Here is a 23,474-nt window from a genome sequence, read left to right on the forward strand (position 1 = left end):
GGTGGATGCCGATGCTCTCAGCGATGCCCGCCGTGCCGAGTGGGAACGGCTGGACGAACTCAGCCGCCAGAGGCTCGACGGCGCCGGCGTCGACGAACTCATCGTGCGATACCGCGCGGCATCTGCTGACCTCGCCGAGCTGAAGACCTCGGTGGGGGAGTCGCCCCAGGGCGCCTATGTGTCATCGATAGTGGCGAAGGCGCGGCTGCGTCTGACGGGCACCTCCGACAGCATCCTCACGCAGATCGCGCGATTCTTCTCGGATCAACTGCCGGCAGCCTTGTACCGGCTGCGATGGACGACCCTGGTGATCGCGCTGGTATTCATCGCGATAACTGCCGGCGTCGCCGCCTGGATCTCCAGCGATCCCGCGCTCGTCGCAACGCTCGGGCCCGCAGACTTCCTCGAGCAGTACGCAGAGGAGAGCTTCACCGAGTACTACACCGAGAACCCCGCCGCCGTGTTCGCCGGCATGGTGTGGACGAACAACGCATGGATCGCGGTGCAGTGCGTGCTCTTCGGCGTCACCGGGATCTGGCCCGTCTACGTCATCGCCCAGAACGCCTTCGGCCTCGGCGTGTCTGCGGCGGTCATGGCCGCACACGACCGGCTCGACGTGATGGTGCTCTACATCCTTCCGCACGGGATGCTGGAGATGACGAGCATCTTCGTCGCTGCCGCCGGCGGCCTGCACCTGTTCTGGGCCTGGGTGGCACCGGGACGGCGCAGCCGCGCGACCGCGCTCGCGCAGGAGGGCCGCGCCCTGGCGACCGTGGCGATCGGGCTGGTGTTCGCGCTGTTCCTCTCCGGTCTCGTGGAGGGTTTCGTCACCGGTTGGTCGCTGCCGTGGCCGATCAAGATCGGCATCGGCGCCGCCGCTCTCGCCGTGTTCCTCGTCTACATGCTGCTCGTCGGCGGACGCGCCTATCGTCGAGGCGAACGCGGTGACCTGCTGGAGTACGAGGCGGGGACGCCTCAACTCGTCGCCGGATGAAAGATCCCGCCCCGGATGAACCGGAGGCGGGATCTTCTTCGTGCGTCGTTGCGGATGCGGAGGTCAGGACTTCTTCGTGCCGTCGAGCAGTGTCTTGTACGTGAATCCGGCGATCAGCGCGCCTACGATCGGGAACACCAGGAACACCCACAGCTGCGACAGCGGGCCGACGCCGCCGTAGACCGCCGCGGCGATCGAGCGGGCGGGGTTCACCGAGGTGTTGTCGACGGGGATGCTGATGAGGTGGATCAGCGCCAGTGTGAAGCCGATCGCGAGGCCTGCGAACGGGGTGGGGCGCAGCTTGTGCGTCGTGCCGAGGATCACGAACAGGAAGATCGCGGTCAGGATCACCTCGATGATGATCGCCGCCCACATGCCGAATCCGCCAGGGGAGAACTCGTCCCAGCCGTTGCTGGCGAAGCCGGCATCCTGAGCCGTCGTGAGCCATCCCTCAGGGCCGAACAGCCCGATCAATACGAGCGCGGTGCTCGCAATGAGTCCGCCGACGACCTGGGCGATGATGTAGCCGGGAACCTCGCGCCAAGGAAGACGGCCGGCCGCCGCGAGGCCGAGGCTGACTGCGGGGTTGAAATGCCCGCCGGAGATCGGGCCGAAGGCGTAGACGCCGACGACGACCGTGAGACCGAATGCGAAAGCGACGGCCACGTACACGGCGGATCCCGATCCAGGGTCGGTGAAATGGTTGGAGGCGAACAGCGCGGTGCCGACGCCGCCGAACACCAGCAGGAAGGTGCCGAGCGCTTCGGCGGTGAGTTTGGAGCCGACCGACGGGGTCGGAGGTGCTGCTTCGGCGAGTGATTCACTCATGGGATTCCCTCTCATCAGTTCGAGTCAGATACGACCGAATTCACGCCATATCATCCACGGTCCGCGGATTGTGGCGAGGGAGGCGCGCCGACGCGCACTCAGCGTTCTCACAGCGGCCACATGCGCATGGACGTCGAAAGGGCCGGATGCCGAAGCATCCGACCCTTTCGATCACGAGGTGTTACTGGCCGACGCCGACGGGCTCGGCCTCACCGATCGGCAGACCTGCAAGCTCGCGGACCCTGTCGGCGAGTGCCTGGTCGACCTGGCCCCAGTACCAGAAGAAGCGCTCCTGGATGGCGGGGACGCTCAGACCGTTGTACTGGCCGACCAGGGTCTCGATGAAGCGCGCACGCTCCTCGTCGGAGAACACGTCGTTGATCAACGTGCGGGCCTGGCCGAAATCGTCATCCTCGGAGTGCAGGGTCGCCGCGCTGCGAAGGAGCGTGCCGTCGTCTTCCCAGCTGGCCTCGACACCGCGTGCGGGGTCTGCTTCGGGGCCGCCTGCGACACCGTACGAGTTAGGCGTGTAGACGCGGTGCTCCGCGGTGTTGAAGTGGTACTGCATGTTGCCCTCGTGCATGTAGTTGCTCACCTGGGCGGCATGCGGCTGGTTGACCGGCAGCTGGTTGTAGTTGGTGCCGATGCGGTAGCGCTGCGCATCGGGGTACGAGAAGACGCGAGCCATCAGCATCTTGTCCGGCGAAATGCCGGTGCCCGGCACCTGGTTGCCCGGTGAGAAGGCGGCCTGCTCGATCTCGGCGAAGAAGTTCTGCGGGTTGCGGTTCAACGTGAAGGTGCCCACCTTGATGCGCGGGTAGTCCTTCTTCGACCAGGTCTTGGTGAGGTCGAACGGGTTGAAGCGGTAGCCCTTCGCCTCTTCGTACGGCATGACCTGCACGTAGACGTCCCACTCGGGGAACTCCCCGCGCTCGATGGCCTCGTACAGGTCGCGACGGTAGTGGTCGGCATCCTGACCGGCGAGACGCTCGGCCTCATCGGCGAACATCGGCTCGACGCCCTGCTTCGACATGAAGTGGTACTGCACCCAGAAGCGCTCGCCCGCTGCGTTGATCCACTGGTAGGTGTGCGAGCCGTAGCCGTTCATGTGGCGCCACGAGCGCGGCAGGCCACGATCTCCCATGAGGTAGGTGACCTGGTGCGCGGACTCGGGGGAGAGCGTCCAGAAGTCCCACTGCATGTCTGCGTCTCGCAGACCGGAACCGGTGAGGCGCTTCTGCGAGTGGATGAAGTCGGGGAACTTGATGCCGTCGCGCAGGAAGAACGTCGGGGTGTTGTTGCCGACGATGTCGAGGTTGCCCTCGGTCGTGTAGAACCGCAACGAGAAGCCCCGGACGTCGCGCCAGGTGTCAGGGGAGCCCTGCTCGCCGGCGACCGACGAGAAGCGGATCAGCGTCTCGCTCTTCGCGCCCTTCTGGAAGACGGCTGCGCGGGTGTACTGCGAGACATCCTCGGTGATGACGAGCTCGCCGAACGCGCCGCCGCCCTTGGCATGCGGGTTGCGCTCCGGCACGCGCTCGCGGTTGAACGACGCGAGCTTCTCTACGAGGTAGCGGTCGTGCAGTGCGGTGGTCCCGTCAGCACCGTTCGTCAGCGAATGGGCATCGCTGGCGACGGGCGTTCCGGTCTGGGTTGTGGTGAAAGTCTTGTCAGTCATTCACTTCTTCCTTTCGCAATCAGAGCAGATGGCTCGGTAGGTCACAGAGGCTTCGAGGATTCGCATCCCGTGGTCGTGGGACGGATGCAGACACGGCGCTTCGCCGACAGCGCAGGCGACGTCTTCGACGCGCCCGCAGTCCACGCACTGAAGATGGTGATGGTTGTCGAAGGTGTGCTGCACCTCGTAGAGGGCGCTTCCGGCGTCGGGAAGGCTCACGCGACGGACGATGCCTGCACCGGTGAGATCGTTCAGGATGCCGTGGACGGTGGGCAGCGCGACGCCGCTGAGGTCATCACGCAGGTGCGAGTGCACAGTCTCGGCCGACGCGTGCGGGTGAGCGCTCAGCGCGTCGAGTACCGCGACGCGCTGCACCGTGACGCGCAGCCCGGCGCCCCGCAGGCGCTCAGGTGCAGCGAGGGCTGCGGTCGAGGTGGTCATGACTCCAGTCTCGCAGTTTCCTGAATGATTCGCAAAAAGAAATGATTCAGGAATATGCAGTCGACGAACGTGCGCTCACAGGCGGCCGGCGGCCTTCAGGTCCAGATAACGGTCGGCGATCTTCGGCGGCAGGGCGTCCGGGTCGGCGGTGATCGCCTCGCCGCCTGCACGCCGGACAGCGTCCGCCACGTTCTCGGCATCGCGCAGCGTGCGCTCGGCGGCTGCGGCGAGATAGATCTCCTCGCGAGAGCCTCGCCGCTTCGCCAGGTCTCCGACGGCGTCGTCCGTGACGGAACCGACCAGCACGGTCGTCGCTCGGGAGGGGGTGGGAAAGGCGCCGAGGAATCCACGAGCGGACTCCGCGGCGTCCTGCGCGGTGAGAACGACCACGAGCGACGGGCGCGTGGTGAGGGTGCGGATCGCTGCGAATGCGCCTGACCAGTCGGTGTCGACGAGGCGCGCGTGCACCGGTGCCATGGCGTCGGTCATCGCCGGAAGAAGCCCTGCGCCGTCGATGCCGGTCACGCGGGCGCGCACGACGCGGTCGTAGAGCAGCAGGTGCACGTGATCGCCTGCCCTGGTCGCGAGCGCCGCGAGCAGGAGCGACGCCTCCAATGCCGCATCCAACCGTGTGCCGTCGCCCACGCGGGCTGCGGCCGTGCGCCCGGTGTCTATCAGGATCACCACATGGCGGTCGCGCTCGGGTCGCCACGTGCGCAGCATGGTCGTGCCCGCCCTGGCCGTCGCCCGCCAGTCGATCGAGCGCACGTCGTCGCCGCGCACGTACTCGCGCAGTGAGTCGAACTCCGTGCCCTGTCCTCGCACCTGGATGCTGGTGTTGCCGTCCAGTTCGCGCAGGCGCGCGAGGCGCGACGGCAGGTGCTTGCGGGACGCGAACGCCGGAAGCACCCGTATCGCGCCGCGCACATCGTGCCTCGCCTGGCGGCCGCCGAGTCCGAGCGGTCCGCGTGAGCGGATGAACACGAACTCGCTCACCAGTTCGCCTCGTCGGCGGGGGAGCAGAGGGACCTCGACCCGACGTCGCTCACCTGCCGGAATAGTCGCTCGCATGCGTGCAGGGCTCGCCCCGGCCGTCGGCTGCCATGCATCGCGGAGCAGCGCGCTCATGGCTCGCGCCCCGTGGTTGTGGATGGCGATGCTCGTCGACACCGGTTCGCCCATCCGCGCGCGGGACGGCAACTGCCTGGTCACGGTGACGGTGCGGGCGCTCGCCGCCATCGTAATGTCGACCGCGAGCAGAATGCCGCAGAGCAGCAGCCAGCCGCCGAGCACTGCCCACACCGGCAGCCCCGCCGCGGTGAATGCGACGAGGGGGATGACGCCGAGCCCGAGAGCCACGGCGAGTCGGCCGGAGATGAACACCTTAGATCGGCACCCGTGTCTGCTGGATCACGCTGGCGAGCACGGCATCGGCCGACACGCCTTCCATCTCGGCGTCAGGCCGCAGCTGCAGTCGGTGGCGCCACACCGGTACGAGCATCGTCTGCACGTGGTCGGGGGTCACGGCGCTCGATGCGTTCAACCATGCCCATGCCTTCGCGGCGGCGAGCAGGCCCGTCGAGGCGCGCGGGCTCGCGCCCAGCTGCACCGACGGGGACAGCCTGGTGGCGCGGGCAAGATCCACGACGTAACCGAGCACCTCGTCGGTCACCTCGACCCTGGCCGCGGCATCCTGCGCAGCGCGGATCTCGTCAGCCGTGACAGTCGCCTCGACGCCGGTGAGCGCGCGAGGGGAGAATCCGCCGGCGTGCAGCCGCAGCACGGTGACCTCGGCGTCGCGTTCCGGCATGCCGACCACGAGCTTCATCAGGAATCGATCGAGCTGCGCCTCCGGCAGGGAATAGGTGCCCTCGTGCTCGATGGGGTTCTGGGTCGCGGCGACCAGGAACGGGTCTGGCAGATCGCGGCTGGTCCCGTCCGCGGAGATCTGACGCTCCTCCATCGCCTCGAGCAGTGCTGCCTGCGTCTTCGGCGGCGTGCGGTTGATCTCGTCGGCCAGCAGGATGTTCGTGAACACGGGGCCCTGACGGAACTCGAACTCGCCGGTGCGGGCGTCGTAGACGAGCGAACCGGTCACGTCGCCGGGCATCAGGTCGGGAGTGAACTGCACACGTTTCGTGTCGAGGCCGAGTGCCCGAGCGAACGAGCGCACGACCAGCGTCTTGGCGACGCCCGGCACGCCCTCCAGCAGTACATGTCCGCGGGACAGCAGGCATACCAGCAGTCCGGTGACGGTGCCCGCCTGGCCGATGACGGCCTTGTCGACCTCGGCACGTACGCGGTGCATCGCCTGGCGCAGTTGCGCGTCGTCAGGTGTGGATGCCGCGGGGGATGGGGAGGAGTCGGTCACGGTGTGTTCCTTTCCACGTGCACAGCGGTCTCGACCGCTGTTTCGAGTTCGGCGAGCCGCCGTGCGGCGTCGATCAGTTCGGGGTCGCTTGTCGGCAGGGGGCCCGCGAGCAGCTGGTGGAGCGCGCCGCGCGGAACGCGGAGCCGGTCGCTGGCGGCATCCGCGATCTCGCTCGGCGTCGACCGTGCCGTGAGGCCGAGTCGCGCGGCGAGACGGCGCAATGAACCGTCTCGCAGGGCTTCTGCGGCGTGAGCGGCATCGGCGGCCTTCGCTGAGAGACGAGCACGACCGTGCATGGTCTCCGAGGCCCTGACGGTCACCGGCAGCGTCTCCGCGATCAGCGGGCCGAACCGCTGGCCGCGGGAGATGCCGGCGACGATGCCGGCGAGCAGGAGGAGGAGGATCGCCGGAGTCACCCACGGTGGTGTGAGGGCGGCGAGACTGTCGGCGGTCTGAGGCTCGATGTCGCTGTCGTCGAATGAAGGGACGTACCAGACGACGTCTTCGCCCTGACCGAGCAGAGCGAGTCCGAGAGCGGCGTTTCCGTTCTCGGCGAGGTGCTCGTTGCTGAACAGCGTGCTGCCCTCGATGAGCGCGACGCGACGGCTGGAACTGTCGTCGACAAGCAGGGCAGCGGCGCCATCGGCATCCGCGTAGCAGCCGGTGACACCTGCGGCGGGGGTAAAGAAGCGGTCGGGCCGCACCGTGCCGACATTCGCGAACTCGGGCAGGTCGCACTGCGCGCTCAGACCGGTGTCGGATGAGGCGGCGGCGTTCTCACCCAGTTCGAGAATCCGAAGCAGGCGGCTCGCACTGGAGAGGAAGACGGTGCGCTCGGCGGGTGCGACGAGGTCCTCGACCGCCTGATCGGACAACGCGAAGGGGTCAGCCATCACGAGCGTGCTCTCCGCGTCGATCGCGGCGACGGCTTCGGCGCGCGTCCGCGTGATCGTGATGTCGATGCCCTGATCGCGGAGCAGATCTGCGAGTGCCAGCGCGCCCGACTCGTCTGCGCTCTCAGGATCGAGCGCGCCGCGCGAGCCGGGCGCGCTCACGCTGATGCTTCCGATGAAGAGGGCGAAGATGATCACGAGAGCGGCGATCGCCAGCCAACCGAGCGCAGACCGCACCCGTCCCTTCTGGCGCACAGCCGTGCCGGGCGCCGCGGCATCCGCCTCTGCCGTAGTGACCGTCACGCCGGTACCGCCTCGAGCACGGGAGGGTGAAGTGCGGCCAGTCGATCGTCGACCTCGGCGAGCGCGCGATAGCTCTGCTCCGTTGCGGGATGGCGAAGATAGCGCACGTCGTCGAAGGCTCCGGCAGCCGCGGTCAGTTCGGCTCTCTGCGCTTTGAACGCGATGGCGGCTTCGCGGGCGATCGCCTGCGCGGTCGCTCCAGGAGCAGGGGCGATGATGTCGCGCTCGAGCAGTCCGCGCGCGAGCGCGCGGAAGCGCAGCACCGTCGCGGCGTCCCAGTCGCCGTCACGAGCGCTGCGCGCGGCATCCGCCCTAAGCTGCGCTGCCGTGCGGTCATCGCGCGCCCCGAGAAGGTCGTTGTCGCGCCGCTTGACCCGCCGCGACACGCGCGGCCGGCCCCAGAGGATCAGCACAGTGATGAGTGCGGCGACGATCACCACCGTGACGATGATGAGCGCCACGTTCCCCGCTTGCTGACCGGTGTCGGGCGAGAACAGGCTGGCAATGAACTCCGCGACGTCTTCGGCCAGGTAGTCGAACCAGGTCGGCTTGGCGTCGGCGTAGCGCGGATCCTGGAGTTCCTGCTCCGCCCAACGCCGTGCTTCGTCGCCATCAGGTGCGTAGGGATCGATGACGAGATGGATCATGCACTGCCTGATCCTGGTGGGGCCCACGGGCTCTCGCTCTCCGGCGGGGTCGGCTGAGCGGACGCCGGTGGCTGCTGCGGCCGCTGCGGTGCGGGCGGTTGCGGTGCAGGTGGCTGCGGCGCGAGGTACGGTGCCTGTGGTGGGTGAGCCTGCTGCTGTGCGGGATAGGGCGGCTGCGCCGGATACGCCTGCGGAGCCGCAGGGTACGGCTGCTGTCCTGGATAGGGCGGCTGCGCCGGATACTGACCCCACCCGACCGGTGCCGTCGCATACGAGGGCATCGGCTTCGGCGGTGGGGTGCTGTTCACTGCTCGCGCGGGGTCGACGGCGAAAGGATCGCCGAGCTCCTCTTCGCTCGCACCGAGGTCGCGACGCTCCAGATAGCTGATGAGGCTGTGATCGAGCCCTTCGTAGCGCATCCGGCAATCCAGATAGATGAAGACGCCCGCGGCGCACTGCACGACGACGGTGATCGCCTGCAGCACGTAGATCAGCAGCTGCGGAGCGAGTGCGGTGATGAGGTAGAGCGCGATGCCCGACGTGTCGTTCGGGCCGGTCGGGGCGATCACGGTTCCGAACAGCGAGCCCAGCAGCGACAGCGGCATGCTCACGACGCTGACCGCGGTGCCCATGATCAGGTTGACGAGGAAGACGACTCCGAACGCCGTCCAGAATCGTCCGCGGGTCAGCCGCCACGAGCGCACGAGCGCTGCGCGGATGCCTGCACGCTCCAGTACGAGGATCGAAGGCACCAACAGCAGCTTGGTGCTCAGCCACACCCAGAGCGGGATCATCGCGAGCACGAGCAGGACGCCGATCACGACGGTGAGACCGACGCCCTCTGCAGAGCCGCCGACGCCCGCCATGACGCCGAGGGCGACGATGCCGCCGATCACGGCCATGAGCACGAGCGCGGCAAGGGCTTGCAACACGCTCCAGCCCAGAAGTCGCCAGAACGCCGGACGCATCAGTCGCCAGAGCTTGCCGAGCGCGGGCTTCTCACCCAGGGCTGCATGACCGACGTCGGCGGCCACGACGCCCTGCATGATGGCAGTGAACGCCAGGCTCACGAAGCTCATCGCGAGCACGACCAGCGCGTTGATGGCGATGGCGCCCCACATCACCGGGAAGAAATCGGGCGAGCTGGGGGAGAGCGTCTCCATTCGCAGGAACGTCGCGAACACCACGGCGACGACCACCAGCGCGGTCACGACGGCCACGACGAGCTGGACGACGATCGCGAAGCCGAACAGGACCTTCGGGTTGTGGCGGAGAGTGGCGAAGGGCTTTCCGAGCAGTGCGCCGAACGTCAGCGGATGCAGCGGGATGAGCCCGCGCTTGAGAGCAGGCGTCCAACCCTGTGCGTTTGTCCAACCCTGTGCGCTCACAGCGCTCCCTCCGACGGTGCGGAACCATCGTGTCATACCCGGGCCTCTCGCCGATGGACGCTCGGGGGCGCTACCGTGATCGAAACGTTGTCATGAAGTACGCTGAGAAGTGCTGCGCTCGACCGCGACCCGCGGCCGCCGCGCACATGCGTAGAAAGATGAGGCTGGGATCAGATGACCTCACGGATCCTCGTGGTCGACGATGACACCGCACTCGCCGAGATGATCGGCATCGTGTTGCGCACCGAGGGCTTCGAGCCGGTGTTCTGCGCTGACGGCGCGAAGGCCGTTGAGGAGTGGCGCACTCAGCGTCCCGACCTCGTGCTGCTCGACCTCATGCTGCCCGGAATGGACGGGATCGAGATCTGCACGCAGATCCGCGCAGAATCCGGCATCCCGATCATCATGCTCACTGCGCGCAGCGACACGGCAGACGTCGTGCGCGGACTCGAAGTCGGCGCAGACGACTATATGGTCAAGCCCTTCAACCCGAAGGAGCTCGTCGCCCGCATCCGCACTCGACTGCGGCCGGTCACCACGGCGACCAGCGAAGTGCTGCGCATCGGCGACCTCGTCGTCGATGTCGACGCGCACGAGGTGCGACGAGGCACGACGCCCATCCCGCTGACGCCGCTCGAGTTCCAGCTGCTCGTCGCCCTGGCATCGAAGCCGCAGCAGGTCTTCTCCCGAGAGATGCTGCTCGAGCAGGTCTGGGGCTATCACTACAAGGCGGACACCCGCCTGGTGAATGTGCACGTGCAACGGCTGAGGGCGAAGGTCGAACTCGACCCCGATCTGCCGAAGATCGTGATGACGGTCCGTGGCGTCGGCTACCGGGCCGGGAGCATCGGCTAGGAGCCCGCGTTGGCCGCGACGAGCGCGACACCCACCACCACCGTCGCGCTGTGGCGTGACTGGCGGGGTTGGCCGGAGACGATCGCAAACCTCTGGCGTCGCTCGCTGCGGTTCCGCATCATCTCCATCACCCTGCTGCTGACCTCGTTCTCGATCTTCGTGACGAGCCTCACCATGGCGCTCGTCATCCAGAACAATCTCTTCGAATCCCGTCGCGATGAGGTTCTCAGCGATGCCAGGAGCGCGGTGGGTGCCGCGCAGCGCACGCTGGACTCCGCAGAGGTCGCGGACGACCGGTCCGCTCTGCGTGCGCTGTGGCAGGACGTGCAGGAATCCATCCCGCGGGTGTCGTCGTCGTCACTGATCGCAGTCTTCCCGATCGACGTACCGCCGGTCGGAACCGGAGTGCGCGGGTTCACGATCGGCGGACTGAGCGCGGATCTGCTGAGCTCCGGCCTGCGCGAACGCGTGGTCTCGCTGCCGAATCGCCAGGCCTGGCAGTCAGTCGAACTGCCCATGCCCGACGGATCGACCGCCCCGGGGATCGTCGTCGGGCAGCAGCTGATCGTGCCGGAGGCCGGAACATTCGAGGTGTACATCGCCTACGACCTCGCGGACTCGCAGCAGACGCTGCAGTTCGTTCAGAGCACGCTGTGGGCAGCCGGTCTCATCCTCATCGCGATCATCGCAGGCATCTCCTGGATCGTGCTGCGCACGGTGTCCAAGCCCATCGTCGAGGCGGCCGAGACCAGTGCGCGACTCGCGTCGGGCGATCTGGAGGTGCGACTGCCCGTGCACGGCGAAGACGAACTGGCGACGCTCGCGCGCTCGTTCAACGCCATGGCGGACAGCATCGAGTCCCAGATCAAGGAGCTCGGCGAGCTGTCGCTCGTGCAGCAGCGCTTCGTCTCCGACGTGTCGCACGAGTTGCGCACGCCCCTCACGACGATCAGGCTCGCAGCCGACATGCTCAATGACCAGCGCGATCAATTCGATCCGACCATGAACCGCACAGCCGAACTGCTGCACACCCAGGTGCAGCGCTTCGAGACACTGCTCGCGGATCTTCTGGAGATCAGCCGCTACGACGCCGGCTCCGTGCAGCTGGAGCTGGAGGCGACGAGTCTTGCCACGCTCGCAGAGGACGTCATCGAGCAGATGCTGCCGCTCGCGGAGGGGCGGGGGTCAGAACTGCGCCTCGTCGCACCGGGCGGATACACGCCTGTGGACATCGACCCCCGTCGAGTACGTCGGGTGCTGCGCAACCTCATCGGAAACGCGATCGAGCACGGCGAGGGCCGACCGATCGTCGTCACCGTCGACAGCAATCAGCACGCCGTGGCAGTGGGAGTGCGCGACTTCGGTCTCGGCATGGATCCAGACGATGCCGAGCGCGTGTTCGACCGGTTCTGGCGGGCGGATCCGTCCCGACAGCGCACGATCGGCGGCACCGGGCTCGGCCTGTCGATCGCACTGGGGGATGCGCGGCTGCACGGGGGCACGCTCGCGGTCTGGTCCGAGCTCGCCGTCGGCACGAACTTCGTGCTCACCCTGCCGCGCCAGCCGGGGGATCTGGGCGGCCCGTCGCCGGTGTCGCTCGAACCGGAGGATGTGGTGCCTGACGTCACCGCCGCCACTGAGCCGATCCAGCTCACCGAACTTCGCGAGCTCTACTTCAGCGACTCCTTCCCCACTGGAGAGGAGGACCGCTCATGACTCGCAGGCGTCGAAGGACCGTCATCGGCATGATCGCCGCCTTCTCGGTGCTGCTCACGGCGTGCTCCGGGCTGCCGACGACGGGAGAGGTGAAGTCGGGTCTCGCCCTGGACGACGTCGATCTGCCGCCGGATATCAGTCAGATCGCTGCCGGTCCGCTGGAGGGTGCTAGTCCCGAGGAGATCGTGGAGGGATTCCTGGACGCCGCACTCACACCGGCGGACGGATGGAAGACCGCCCGCGAGTTCCTGAGTCCGGATCTCGCTGAGACATGGCGACCCAGCGCCGGCGTCACGATCGACTCCGGCGCGGCTGCCAGGGAGTTCACCGCCGACGTCACCGACGGAGGGGATGCGGCGTCAGAGGGCGACGTGCGCGTACTGCTGGATCAGACCGCTCGTGTCGATGAGTTCGGCGCCTACACGGAGCTTTCAGGCGACACATCCGTCGTGTCGTTCGAAGTCGCCAAGAACGCAGACGGCGAATGGCGGATCACGGTCGCCTCGGATGGCGTCATCCTCGACGCAGAGGCGTTCCCCCAGGTGTATCGCAGCTATGCGCTGCACTTCTACGACCAGAGCTGGACGCACCTGCTGCCGGATGTCAGGTGGTATCCGAGGAGGGGGCAGATCGCCACGACACTGACGCAGGCCCTGCTCTCCGGGACTCCCAGTGCGTGGTTGGCGCCGGCGGTGCGCAGCGCGTTCCCCAGTGATGTGTCGCTCGCTCGTGATTCTGTTCCGGTCGACACGGACAAGGTCGCCACAGTCGAACTGACGACGACGGCACTGACTCTGGATGCCACTGCACTCTCGCGCATGCGCACGCAACTGGAGGAGACACTGCGACCCGCGGGCGTCACCGAGGTGCGGTTGATGGTCAACGGTCGGGACCTGAATGCCGGCAGAGCGACTATCGAATCTCCGCGTGCGGAGACCGGCACGGTCGTGCTGACCGATTCCGAGTTCGGGCTCTATCTGGGTGACGAGATCGCTCCATATGCCGGTATCTCCGAGGAGCTCGTCGAACTCGCAGCCTCCGTGGTGTCGGTCGACGTCGCTGCCGATGACACTCGGGCCGCCGTGCAGCTGGACGACGGCGGCGTCTACACCGTGGCGGATGGGCGCGTGGACCAGCTGGACTCCAGAGCAGGCCTCCTCGAGCCGACGATGGACCCCTACGGCTACACATGGACGGTGCCGTCGGCGAATCCGCGAGCGCTCACCGCTTGGCAGCCGGACGTGACTCCGCTCAACATCGCGAACGCCTTCCCGGACGCCTCGTCCATCTCTCAGCTGCGTGTGGGGCCGGACGGCGTGCGCGTTGCAGCCGTGGCGACGATCGGCATGCAACGCTGGCTCGTGGTCGCAGCCATCGTCAGGGATGAGGATCATGTGCCGATCGAACTCGGACCTGTGCACATGGTCGCTCAACTCGACGGCCAGGCCCTCGGGATGAGCTGGGTAGCCGAGGACGACCTCAGCGTGCTGGTGGACTCGGACGGAAGCCGCGTGGTGCTGACCCAGGACGTCGGTGGCACCGGGCTGTTCGCTGCTGCCCCCGGGACATCGATCTCGATCTCAGGCGGTAGCACCTCGTCCGCGGTGCGCATCCTCGATGCAGATGGCGTGCTGTTCGCACAGCGCGGCACCACGTGGCAGATGGGGCTCACAGACGTGCTGGTGCTCGGCACGCATGCCGGGCAGTAGCCCTGCACGGTCGCGCGCCTGACCGCATTCTCCACGACCCGTGGCTCCGTGCTGCCACGGGGGCGTCAGACCGCGCAGAGTCGGTTGCATGCCGTGGGTACAAAGATGGTCCTCGCTCTTCGATGAGCTTGCCGCGTTAGTGATGTCCGGATGCTGCGCAGGTTGCGATGCGCTCGGCACCCTGCTGTGCGACGAATGCCAGCGAGCATTGGTCGCCCGACCTGTGCGCCGGGAGTCACCGGGAGGTTTGTCGGTCGTCGCGGCCCTCGCGTACGACGGGGTCGCGGCACGATGCATCCGTCGTCTGAAGGAGGAAGGGGAGACCAGGCTGGCCCGTCCGCTCGGCCTGGCTCTGTCCGTGGCGGTATCCCATGCTGTCGCGGGGGATATGCGGGCACCGCTGCTCGTGCCGATACCGACGGGGAGGGCGGCCTTCCGTCGTCGCGGCTATCGGGTACCGGAGCTGCTGATCCGCCGCGCCGGGCTCCAGATGAGCGGAGTGCTGTCGAACGCTCGTGCCACAGTCGATCAGCGCGGGCTCGGCATCGACGAGCGCGCGCGCAACGTGTCCGGCAGCATCCGTGCACGACACGCCCGGGATGCGCACGAGGCGCTGCTGATCGACGATGTCGTGACCACCGGCGCCACTCTCGACGAAGCCGCACGCGCCCTGACAGCTGCAGGATTCCGCGTGCGCGGCGCGGTCGCGCTCGCCGCAACGCCACGGCACAGCCGATTCCCCGGAAACGCATCGTGACTGAATGGTGACATCCATCCGAACGGAGACTACGGTAGGGGGTCACAAGGCGACCACGGTCCGCCCTTGGCCGGGAGGACCGGGACAAGGAGGCAGCAATGGAAACAAGCATCGTTGGCGTCGGGGTGGGTATCACCGATCGCTTCCGCACCGTTGTCGAGGAGAAGATCGCCCGCGTCCAGCCGTTTGCCGCGAAGGCGCAGCGACTGGATGTGAAAGTCACGCATCGTGCCTATCGTGGCGGACGTGTTCCCGACGAGACCGTGGAGCTCACGCTCGTCGGCAAGGGGCCCGTCGTACGGGCGGAGGCGGAAGACGGCGACAAGTTCGTCGCGCTCGATCTGGCAATCGACAAGCTCGCTGAACAACTGCGCCGCGCGAAGGAGAAGCGCGTTGATGGGCGCCAGCATCCACGCGGGGCGCATTTTGAGAAAGTCAGCGGCTCGCTCGAGGGCATCGACGTCGAACCTGCGTCCGCTGATGTCCTGCACGCCGTCGCGACGGGTGCCGTGCCAGTGCAGAATGACGAGGAGGCGGAGTATTCGCCCGTCGTCATCCGCACCAAGAACTTCGACGCGGAGTGGATGACGGTTGAAGAGGCAGTCGACCGGATGGAACTGGTCGGACACGACTTCTTCCTGTTCGTCGATGTCCGCACCGACCACCCGAGCGTCGTGTACCGGCGCAAGGGGTGGGACTATGGTGTGATCTCGCTCACGGCCCAGGCGCCGCCCGCAGAGGCTCTCGCGTCCTGAGAAGAATGGCCCGGCATCGTGGATGCCGGGCCATTCCCATGTCTGTTCTCAGTCGAAGATGCCGTCCAGGATGCTGCCGATGACGAGGCCGCCCATGATGCCGCCCATCACATCGCCACCGCCGCCACGGCGTCCGCCGCCCCAGCCCTGACCGCCCCAGCCGTCATCGGCCCAGCCCTGCTGCTGCGGCCGCGCGGAGTCGATGTCGCGTTGGGCGAGCTGCAGCGCTTCGGCCGCGAGTTGAGCGACGCGACGTGCCGCGGCGAGTGCCTGCTCACGCGTCTCTTCTGCGGCGATGAGCTCGGGGATGTCGATGCGCAGCCGCTCCGCCTCGGCGAAGCGGGTGCGTGCATCGGCCCCGATCCACCCGCGATGTCCGGAGATGAGCCCCCGTGCCACGCCGAGCTGACGGTCGGCGTCATCGAGCGAATGCTGCACTTGAGCGACGCTGGGCAGCGGATTCTGAACGCGGTACTGCGCCTGGGCGATCGCCTCGTCGAGAGCGGTGTTGGCTGTGCGCAGCTGGGTCAGCTCTGCGAACGGATCGTTGCGGGACCCGGCAGGCGCCAGTGCCTCCAGCGCATTCTCCAAGTTCGTGGTGGCCTCGGTCACAGCGTGCACCTTCGGTGCGGTGCGCGCCGCGATGATGTCGCCACGGGAATCGGCGACCACTTCGGCGAGCGTGGACTCTGCGCGCAGCGCTTCGATCTCGAAGTCTTCGACAGCGTCCAGCAGAGCGCCGACGCGTCGGATCGCCTCAGTCGCGGTCTCCAGCGCGAGATTCGCCTCTTCGTTCTGCCTGGCGGCGCGACGTCGCTCGGCGACATCGGCACCGTGCGTGGCGAAGGCGATGAGCTGCTCCGCCTCGTCAGCGCTGTTACGGATCTGATGGACGGCGCTCTCGGCGTAACGGGTGGCGAGGCGCTCGATGATGCTGCGGGCCTGCGGCAGGCGCGCCGTCAGAGTCTCTGCGTCCGAGATCACCTTCTCGCGCACCTGTGGTGCACGGCGAACCTTGGCGATGGACTCGGCCAATGCCGCCGTCTTCTCGTCCAGCAGGTCTTCGGCCCAGTCGCACAGCTGCACGATGCGGGCGTTGCGCGTACGGAGTTCCTCGTCGGTGTCGGGGATCTCGTCGTGGTTGAGCTGGTGCAGCTGGAACGCTTCGCGCAGGTGCGTGCGCACAGCCTCCAGCGCAGCCTTCAGATCCTTCGTGAGCGAGAGACCCAACTCGGCCTCGGCGAAGTCGAGTTCGTCGCCCGCAGTACGAATGCGCTCATCTGCCGCGACCAGGGCCTGCTCCGCCTTGCGAGCGAGATCGGCGTCCTGCGCTGCTTGCGCAGCTTCTTCTTCGCGCTTGCGCTTACCCCAGAATCCGGCCATGGATCGATCCTACTTTCCGTACGCCATGAGCGGGCTGTGCGTCGGCCGACACCACAGTGCTCACGTCATCGCGGGCTCCGCCTCATCCTTCACCAGCGTCGGGCGGCCGCGCTTCGGACGTTCGGTCGCGAGCCCGAGTCCCATCGCATGGTGAGGATGCAGCGACAGTCGCTCTTCGGTGTGATCCAGCCATCGCACCTCGGCTTCGGCCGCGAAGATCATCGAGTCCACGACGAGGGACCAGGCGAGCTCCTGGGGTCCGTCGGGGTCGACCCCTGAGTACTGCGTGCGCCGGAGAGACTGCATCCGCTGAATGGAGGCCGTGCGCTGCGCCTGGATCACCGCGGCGACATCCACGCCGGGCAGTGTCGCAGCCACCGCCAGTTTGATCGCGAGCTCGTCTCGTGTGGCACCACTGCGCATGACGGGGGAGGAGAGCCACGACGCGACCTCAGCGGATCCCGCATCCGTGATCTGCCAGTACACGTGACCTTTCTCGTCGGCGTCGCCGCGTTCGACCAGGCCGTCGCGTTCGAGGCGTTCGAGCGTGTTGTAGATCTGGCCGACGTTCAGCGGCCAGGTCGAGCCGGTGCGGCGATCGAATTCGCTGCGCAGCTGATAGCCGTAGCAGGGGCCCTGATCGAGAATGGCGAGCAGGCTCAGACGTACCGACATGGCGACCCTTCCTGAAGTGGTTTCTCAGCATATGCATACTCGGCAATGTGAGAGTGGATCTGATATCCAGACGATGCAAAGGTCACCGGCCGGTAGCATAGCGAGGTATGCCCGGTACCGAAGCCCGATCTGGGTGGCCGGGGTTCTGACCCACAACAGGGAGATGACTTAAGTGGCGAATCCTCTTGAGAAGCTGCTGCGTGCAGGCGAGGGCCGCGTCCTTCGCCGCCTGAACCAGGTAGTGAAGGCCGTCGGCGCGCTGGAGGAGGACTTCGAGAAGCTCACGGACGAGGAGCTCTCGAACGAGACCACCGAGCTGCGGGAGCGGTTCGAGAAGGGCGAGACGCTCGATCAGCTGATGCCCGAGGCATTCGCCGCCGTCCGCGAAGCGGCCAAGCGCACGCTGGGAATGCGCGCCTACGATGTGCAGTTGATGGGTGGCGCAGCCCTGCACCTCGGCAACATCGCGGAGATGAAGACCGGTGAGGGCAAGACCCTCGTCGCGACGTTCCCCGCCTACCTCAATGCGATCGCCGGCCGGGGCGTGCACATCATCACGGTCAACGACTTCCTCGCCTCGTATCAGGCTGAGCTCATGGGACGCGTGTTCCGCGCCCTCGGCATGAAGACCGGCATCATCGTGTCAGGGCAGACGCCTGCCGTCCGCCGCGAGCAGTATGCCGCAGACATCACCTACGGCACGAACAACGAGTTCGGCTTCGACTATCTGCGCGACAACATGGCGTGGCGCAAGGAAGATCTCGTGCAGCGCGAGCACTTCTACGCGATCGTCGACGAGGTCGACTCGATCCTCATCGACGAAGCGCGTACGCCGCTCATCATCTCGGGCCCGTCATCCGGCGAGGCGAACCGCTGGTTCACCGAGTTCGCGAAGATCGCTCGCACACTCGAACCGGGCGAGGACTACGAGGTCGACGAGAAGAAGCGCACCATCGGTGTTCTCGAGCCCGGCATCGAGAAGGTCGAAGACTATCTCGGCATCGAGAACCTCTACGAGTCCGCGAACACTCCGCTGATCTCGTTCCTGAACAACTCGATCAAGGCGCTCGCGCTGTTCAAGAAGAACACCGACTACGTCGTCATGAACGACGAGGTCATGATCGTCGACGAGCACACCGGTCGTATCCTGGTCGGTCGTCGCTACAACGAGGGCATCCACCAGGCGATCGAGGCCAAGGAGGGCGTTCCGGTCAAGGCCGAGAACCAGACTCTCGCGACCGTGACGCTCCAGAACTACTTCCGCCTCTACGACAAGCTCGCAGGCATGACGGGTACGGCCGAGACCGAGGCCGCGGAGTTCATGTCGACGTACAAGCTCGGTGTCGTGCAGATTCCGACGAACAGGCCGATGATCCGCAAGGACAATGCCGATCTCGTCTACAAGAACGAGACGGCGAAGTTCGCGCAGGTCGTGGAAGACATCGTCGAACGTCACGAGACCGGACAGCCGGTACTGGTCGGTACGGTCAGCGTCGAGAAGAGCGAGTATCTCTCGCGACTGCTCGCGAAGAAGGGCATCAAGCACGAGGTCCTGAACGCGAAGAACCACGCGCGTGAAGCTGAGATCGTGGCGCGCGCCGGCCGTCTCGGCGCCGTCACGGTCGCCACGAACATGGCGGGACGCGGTACTGACATCATGCTCGGCGGAAACGCCGAGTTCCTCGCCGTGCAGGAACTCAAGGGCAAGGGGCTCGACCCCGCCGAGACGCCCGAGGAGTACGAAGCGGCGTGGGACGAGGCCTATGAGGCCATGAAGGCGGTCGTGGCCGAGGAGAGCTCGAAGGTCACCGAGGCCGGCGGCCTCTACGTGCTCGGCACCGAGCGCCACGAATCTCGTCGCATCGACAACCAGCTGCGCGGACGCTCCGGCCGTCAAGGCGACCCGGGTGAGAGCCGCTTCTACCTCAGCCTCACCGACGACCTCATGCGCCTGTTCCAGTCGGGCGCGGCAGAGGCGATCCTTGCGCGCACGAACTTCCCTGACGACGTTCCGATCGAATCGGGCCTCGTCTCCCGTGCCATCCGCAGCGCGCAGTCTCAGGTCGAGTCGCGCAATGCCGAGATGCGAAAGAACGTCCTGAAGTACGACGACGTCCTCAACCGGCAGCGCGAGGCGATCTACGCCGACCGTCGGCACATCCTGCAGGGTGATGACATCGCCGGCCGTGTGCAGCACTTCATCGAGGATGCCATCAGCGGAGTCGTCGCGGATCACACCGGTTCGGGGCACAACGAGAGCTGGGACTTCGACGCGCTCTGGACCGAGCTGAAGACTCTCTACCCCGTCAGCGTGACGATCGACGAGGTCGTCGCGGAGGCGAGCGGCCGCAAGGGCGGCATCGACGCCGACGGACTCACCCGCGAATTGCTCTCCGACGCGAAGATCGCGTACGAGACGCGCGAGGCGACGCTCGGCGAGGCGGCCACTCGTGAACTGGAGCGCCGTGTGGTGTTGCAGGTTCTCGACCGTCGCTGGCGCGACCACCTGTACGAGATGGACTACCTGAAGGACGGCATCGGCCTCAGGGCGATGGCGCAGCGCGATCCGCTGATCGAGTATCAGCGTGAGGGCTTCGCGATGTTCCAGTCGATGATGGGCCAGATCAAGGAAGAGTCGGTCGGGTACCTCTACAACCTCGAGGTCGAGGTGCGCCGGGCCGGTGACTCCGAGACCACCGAGGTCGAAGCCAAGGGGCTCGCCACCGACGGTGGAGAGCAGCGCCTGGAGTACTCCGCGCCCAACGATGCCGGTGAGGTCGAGGTCCGCAACGATCGCGGTCAGGTGCAGCAGTCGGCCACGGATCGTCTTCAGCAGGCAGCGGCTGCGGCCGCAGCATCCGAAGGCGAGACGCCGGCGGCACCCGAGCAGGGCGCGCGCGGTGCGTTCGGCCAGCGGACGGATGCTCCGGCATCCGCGCCAGGCAACCGCGAACAGCGTCGCGCGCAGGGCAAGAAGAAGAAGTGATCGGCGGCCGAGTTCAGCGTCCTGGGCGGCGCTGAACAGTCGGCGCGAGCCGGTAGGCTTTCTCAATGACCCCTTCACGCCACTTCGACCAGTCGTCGAAGCTCAAGAACGTCCTGTACGAGATTCGCGGCAAAGCACTCGTCGAGGCGGCGCGGCTGGAGGCCGAGGGCCACAACGTCCTCAAGCTCAACACGGGGAACCCGGCGATCTTCGGGTTCGAGGCGCCGCATCAGATCGTTCACGACATGCTCGCCGCCCTGCCGACCGCGCACGGCTACAGCGACAGCCGCGGCATCGTCTCCGCGCGCCGCGCCGTGGTGAGCAGGTATGAGCAGATCGAGGGCTTCCCGTCGTTCGGTCCAGACGACGTGTACCTCGGCAACGGCGTCTCCGAGCTCATCACCATGACGATGCAGGCGCTCCTGGACCAGGGTGATGAGGTGCTGATCCCCGCGCCGGACTACCCTCTGTGGACGGCTATGACGAGCCTCGCAGGTGGAACTCCGGTGCACTACCTGTGCGACGAGCTCAGTGGCTGGGAACCCGATCTGGAAGACATCCGCTCCAAGGTCACGCCCGCCACGAAGGCGATCGTGATCATCAATCCGAACAATCCCACCGGTGCGGTCTACTCCCGCGCGGTGCTGGAGGGCATCGTTCAGATCGCTCGTGAGCACGAGCTGCTGATCCTCTCGGATGAGATCTACGACCGGATCCTGTTCGACGACGCCGTGCACATCCCCACAGCCACACTCGCCCCTGACCTGCTGTGTCTGACCTTCAACGGTCTGTCCAAGACGTACCGGGTGGCGGGCTTCCGATCCGGCTGGCTGGTCATCACCGGTCCGCAGGATCACGCGAAGGGGTTCCTCGAGGGCATCACGCTGCTCGCGTCGACCCGCCTCTGCCCGAATGTGCCTGCCCAGCATGCGGTGCAGGCCGCGCTGAGCGGCGTGCAGTCCATCGCCGGACTGATCGCGCCGACGGGCCGTCTGCACGAACAGCGCGATGTCGCGTGGGAAGGGCTGGAGTCGATTCCCGGCGTCTCATGCGTGAAACCGCTCGGCGCGCTCTATGCCTTCCCCCGACTGGATCCGAACGTGCACGAGATTCACGACGACGGGAAGTTCGTATACGACCTGCTCGTCTCCGAGCACATTCTTCTCGTGCAGGGCACCGGGTTCAATTGGCCCACTCCGGATCACTTCAGAGTGGTGACGCTGCCCGAGCCTCGTGTGCTGGGCGAAGCCATCGAGCGACTCGGGAACTTCCTCGCCGACTATCGGCAGTGACGCTCGGTCCGGCTGACCTCTCCGACTCCAGAGCCTCGGCGAGACGTCGCACCGCTGCGACCAGGGCGGAGCGCGGAGTGACGTCGGCCATCGGCCGCGCATGCAGCAGAGCCGCGTCCGCTGCGCGCTGATCGAGCGGAAGGAACGAGACGTCGGTGATGCCGGCGAACCGCTCCAGCGCGCCCCGGATCTGCCCGCGCGCATCGATTCCGAGCGGGCCCGGTCGTACCTGATTCGCGACGACTGAGATGCGGGCTGTGGGACCTATGAGCCTGCGCAGCTCGGCATGATCCCGAAGAAATCGCGACACCGACAGCGGATCGGCGGCGGTGACCGCCACGACGACATCTGCTTCGCGGAGCGCTGTCGTCGTTGCGGCGTTTCGACGGGGACCGGCGAGGTCGTCGGTGATCTCTTCGTCGGCGTCGAACGCCGCTGCCACGTCGACGATGGTGACGTCGGTCCACTCACGGCAGACCTGCAGCGTCGCGCTCAGCCGTCCCGCAGCCAGCTCCGGCCAGCGGGAGGGGCGATTGAGTCCACCGAGCACTTCGAGGCTCCCTCCGCTCGTCTCGACCCGTGTGGCGAGGCGGCCCAGTTCTGCGGCATCGAGTCCACCGAGTTCTGCACGTCGGCATGCTGCCGCGATCCCAGGTGAGTCATCGCCGAGCCCGAGCAGCAGCGCCAGCGAGGGTGCGACCGTGTCCGCATCGACGAGCGCGCAGGTCTGGCCTGATCGGGTCACCTCCACGGCCAGCTGAATCGCAACAGTCGAGCGTCCGGGTGCGCCATGTGGCCCCCACACTGCGATCACACGGCGGCGCGATGGTCGGGCCGGCGGCACAGTGGCCGGCGTTTCGTCGGAGAGCGCGTCTGCGATCTGCCAGGCGTCGGCATCCTCAGGGAGTGCTTCCGGCAGACCGTATCGACCGAGGAGGCGGGAGTCGCCTGCTCCGAGTGTGATGATACGGACGCCAGAGCGGTCGCAGGCCTGCACCAACTCGTTTGTCAGCGCTGCCCGTGTGGCGGGCAGGATCACGGTATCCGCCTCGCTGAGAAGCTCGGCCGTCAGATTCGCGGGTCCGACGATGCCGACGACATGGACTCCGTCACGTTCGAGATCTGCGCCGAGAGCGGAGGCCCGGGGCTCGGCCAGAGCGACCACGACCGATGTCATGAGCCGTGCCCGAGCGGTACCACTGAAAGTGCCGCACCCCCGGTGATCGCCGCGAGAACGTCGGCGACATCCGAGCGATCGATCACGATCTCGATCATCGCGCTTCGCTGTGCGAGCATGCCGTCGGTCTCGGGGATCGAGGCGACGACCACGTCGGCTACGAGAATGCGCGGTGCGTCGAACTCGTCCGCCTCCGGCAGCGGTGGCGCGAACCAGAGTTCGACGGGAGTGCCGACGGCAACGCTCGCGGGGATGCCGACGCTGCTTTCGATCACGATGCTGGTGGTGCGACTCGACTGCGCATCGGCCGCGGCGGTGACCGGCAGCAGTTCTCCGTCGGCGAGCGTTCGTGAGGCGACCATGCCCGGCTCGAGATCCTGGGGCGCAAGGTAGCCGTCGATGACGCTGCCGAGACTGACCTCGACGACACGGAAGTCGTCGGAGATCAGTGCTTCGCCCTGCGCTATGGTTCGATCCGCTTGCAGCACCGGTGTCGTCTGACGTGCTGATGACACGATCAGCCAGACACCGGCGATGGAGAGGATCACCAGGGCGATGCCGATGAGGAACCGGATGTCACCCCAGAAGGCACGCCGTGCGCGTGGTTGGGTCGTCATGCACACATC

Annotated in this window: 20 protein-coding genes; 8 read left to right on the top strand and 12 right to left on the bottom strand. The window is 66.9% G+C overall.

Annotated elements, in window-relative coordinates; genetic code table 11:
* The first annotated feature begins 1 nt into the window (after position 1).
* Entirely contained in the window at positions 2 to 994 is a 993-nt protein-coding gene (locus QFZ46_RS16270) for a stage II sporulation protein M (RefSeq protein WP_307364647.1), read from the top strand.
* A gap of 63 nt (positions 995 to 1,057) precedes the next feature.
* Here QFZ46_RS16270 and aqpZ read toward each other — a convergent pair whose 3' ends face one another.
* The 8 genes from aqpZ to QFZ46_RS16310 all read right to left on the bottom strand — a co-directional run bounded on the left by aqpZ (position 1,058) and on the right by QFZ46_RS16310 (position 9,543).
* Positions 1,058 to 1,822, bottom strand: coding sequence for an aquaporin Z (gene aqpZ, locus QFZ46_RS16275; protein ID WP_307363245.1), 765 nt, complete (start codon positions 1,820 to 1,822; stop codon positions 1,058 to 1,060).
* Between the two features lie 181 nt (positions 1,823 to 2,003).
* Positions 2,004 to 3,500, bottom strand: a complete 1,497-nt coding sequence (locus QFZ46_RS16280) for a catalase (RefSeq protein ID WP_307363246.1) — start codon at positions 3,498 to 3,500, stop codon at positions 2,004 to 2,006.
* A complete protein-coding gene (locus tag QFZ46_RS16285) occupies positions 3,501 to 3,941 on the bottom strand; it encodes a Fur family transcriptional regulator (RefSeq protein WP_307363247.1) in 441 nt (146 codons plus the stop codon).
* Positions 3,942 to 4,016: 75 nt separating this feature from the next.
* Positions 4,017 to 5,324 (bottom strand): DUF58 domain-containing protein, encoded by a 1,308-nt coding sequence (locus tag QFZ46_RS16290; protein ID WP_307363248.1) that lies wholly within the window; start codon positions 5,322 to 5,324, stop codon positions 4,017 to 4,019.
* A 1-nt stretch (position 5,325) separates the two neighbouring features.
* On the bottom strand, positions 5,326 to 6,249 hold the full coding sequence (locus QFZ46_RS16295; protein WP_307364650.1) for an AAA family ATPase: 924 nt from the start codon (positions 6,247 to 6,249) through the stop codon (positions 5,326 to 5,328).
* Between the two features lie 59 nt (positions 6,250 to 6,308).
* Positions 6,309 to 7,508, bottom strand: a complete 1,200-nt coding sequence (locus QFZ46_RS16300; RefSeq protein ID WP_307363249.1) for a DUF4350 domain-containing protein — start codon at positions 7,506 to 7,508, stop codon at positions 6,309 to 6,311.
* Positions 7,505 to 8,155: a DUF4129 domain-containing protein gene (locus QFZ46_RS16305; RefSeq protein ID WP_307363250.1), complete on the bottom strand. Its 651-nt coding sequence runs from the start codon at positions 8,153 to 8,155 to the stop codon at positions 7,505 to 7,507. The genes QFZ46_RS16300 and QFZ46_RS16305 overlap by 4 nt, the downstream gene beginning before the upstream one ends.
* Positions 8,152 to 9,543: a hypothetical protein gene (locus tag QFZ46_RS16310; protein WP_307363251.1), complete on the bottom strand. Its 1,392-nt coding sequence runs from the start codon at positions 9,541 to 9,543 to the stop codon at positions 8,152 to 8,154. The genes QFZ46_RS16305 and QFZ46_RS16310 overlap by 4 nt, the downstream gene beginning before the upstream one ends.
* A gap of 174 nt (positions 9,544 to 9,717) precedes the next feature.
* Here QFZ46_RS16310 and mtrA point away from each other — a divergent pair, with 174 nt between their 5' ends.
* From mtrA to hpf, 5 genes are all read left to right on the top strand, one after another.
* A complete protein-coding gene (mtrA, locus tag QFZ46_RS16315; protein WP_307363252.1) occupies positions 9,718 to 10,398 on the top strand; it encodes an MtrAB system response regulator MtrA in 681 nt (226 codons plus the stop codon).
* A 9-nt stretch (positions 10,399 to 10,407) separates the two neighbouring features.
* Complete coding sequence (gene mtrB / locus QFZ46_RS16320) at positions 10,408 to 12,114, top strand: MtrAB system histidine kinase MtrB (RefSeq protein WP_307363253.1); 1,707 nt, start codon at positions 10,408 to 10,410, stop codon at positions 12,112 to 12,114.
* Positions 12,111 to 13,823 carry an LpqB family beta-propeller domain-containing protein gene (locus tag QFZ46_RS16325; RefSeq protein WP_307363254.1) on the top strand — a complete coding sequence of 571 codons (1,713 nt, stop codon included), beginning with the start codon at positions 12,111 to 12,113 and terminating at the stop codon, positions 13,821 to 13,823. The genes mtrB and QFZ46_RS16325 overlap by 4 nt, the downstream gene beginning before the upstream one ends.
* Before the next feature lie 247 nt (positions 13,824 to 14,070).
* Complete coding sequence (locus tag QFZ46_RS16330; protein WP_307363255.1) at positions 14,071 to 14,580, top strand: ComF family protein; 510 nt, start codon at positions 14,071 to 14,073, stop codon at positions 14,578 to 14,580.
* Between the two features lie 98 nt (positions 14,581 to 14,678).
* Positions 14,679 to 15,335 (top strand): ribosome hibernation-promoting factor, HPF/YfiA family, encoded by a 657-nt coding sequence (hpf, locus tag QFZ46_RS16335; RefSeq protein WP_307363256.1) that lies wholly within the window; start codon positions 14,679 to 14,681, stop codon positions 15,333 to 15,335.
* Positions 15,336 to 15,383: 48 nt separating this feature from the next.
* Here hpf and QFZ46_RS16340 read toward each other — a convergent pair whose 3' ends face one another.
* Together QFZ46_RS16340 and QFZ46_RS16345 are read right to left on the bottom strand one after the other, a co-directional pair.
* Complete coding sequence (locus tag QFZ46_RS16340; RefSeq protein ID WP_307363257.1) at positions 15,384 to 16,718, bottom strand: hypothetical protein; 1,335 nt, start codon at positions 16,716 to 16,718, stop codon at positions 15,384 to 15,386.
* A gap of 60 nt (positions 16,719 to 16,778) precedes the next feature.
* Positions 16,779 to 17,393 (bottom strand): PadR family transcriptional regulator, encoded by a 615-nt coding sequence (locus QFZ46_RS16345; RefSeq protein ID WP_307363258.1) that lies wholly within the window; start codon positions 17,391 to 17,393, stop codon positions 16,779 to 16,781.
* A 172-nt stretch (positions 17,394 to 17,565) separates the two neighbouring features.
* Here QFZ46_RS16345 and secA point away from each other — a divergent pair, with 172 nt between their 5' ends.
* Positions 17,566 to 20,379 carry a preprotein translocase subunit SecA gene (gene secA, locus QFZ46_RS16350; protein ID WP_307363259.1) on the top strand — a complete coding sequence of 938 codons (2,814 nt, stop codon included), beginning with the start codon at positions 17,566 to 17,568 and terminating at the stop codon, positions 20,377 to 20,379.
* Positions 20,380 to 20,444: 65 nt separating this feature from the next.
* A complete protein-coding gene (locus QFZ46_RS16355) occupies positions 20,445 to 21,671 on the top strand; it encodes a pyridoxal phosphate-dependent aminotransferase (protein ID WP_307363260.1) in 1,227 nt (408 codons plus the stop codon).
* On the opposite strand, the gene QFZ46_RS16360 is transcribed toward QFZ46_RS16355, so the two are convergent.
* Entirely contained in the window at positions 21,586 to 22,848 is a 1,263-nt protein-coding gene (locus QFZ46_RS16360; RefSeq protein ID WP_307363261.1) for an AAA family ATPase, read from the bottom strand. The two genes, QFZ46_RS16355 and QFZ46_RS16360, sit on opposite strands and share 86 nt — an antisense overlap.
* Complete coding sequence (locus QFZ46_RS16365; protein WP_307363262.1) at positions 22,845 to 23,465, bottom strand: SAF domain-containing protein; 621 nt, start codon at positions 23,463 to 23,465, stop codon at positions 22,845 to 22,847. The genes QFZ46_RS16360 and QFZ46_RS16365 overlap by 4 nt, the downstream gene beginning before the upstream one ends.
* Between the last annotated feature and the right edge of the window lie 9 nt (positions 23,466 to 23,474).

The organism is Microbacterium murale (genome assembly GCF_030815955.1).
GTDB lineage: Bacteria > Actinomycetota > Actinomycetes > Actinomycetales > Microbacteriaceae > Microbacterium > Microbacterium murale_A.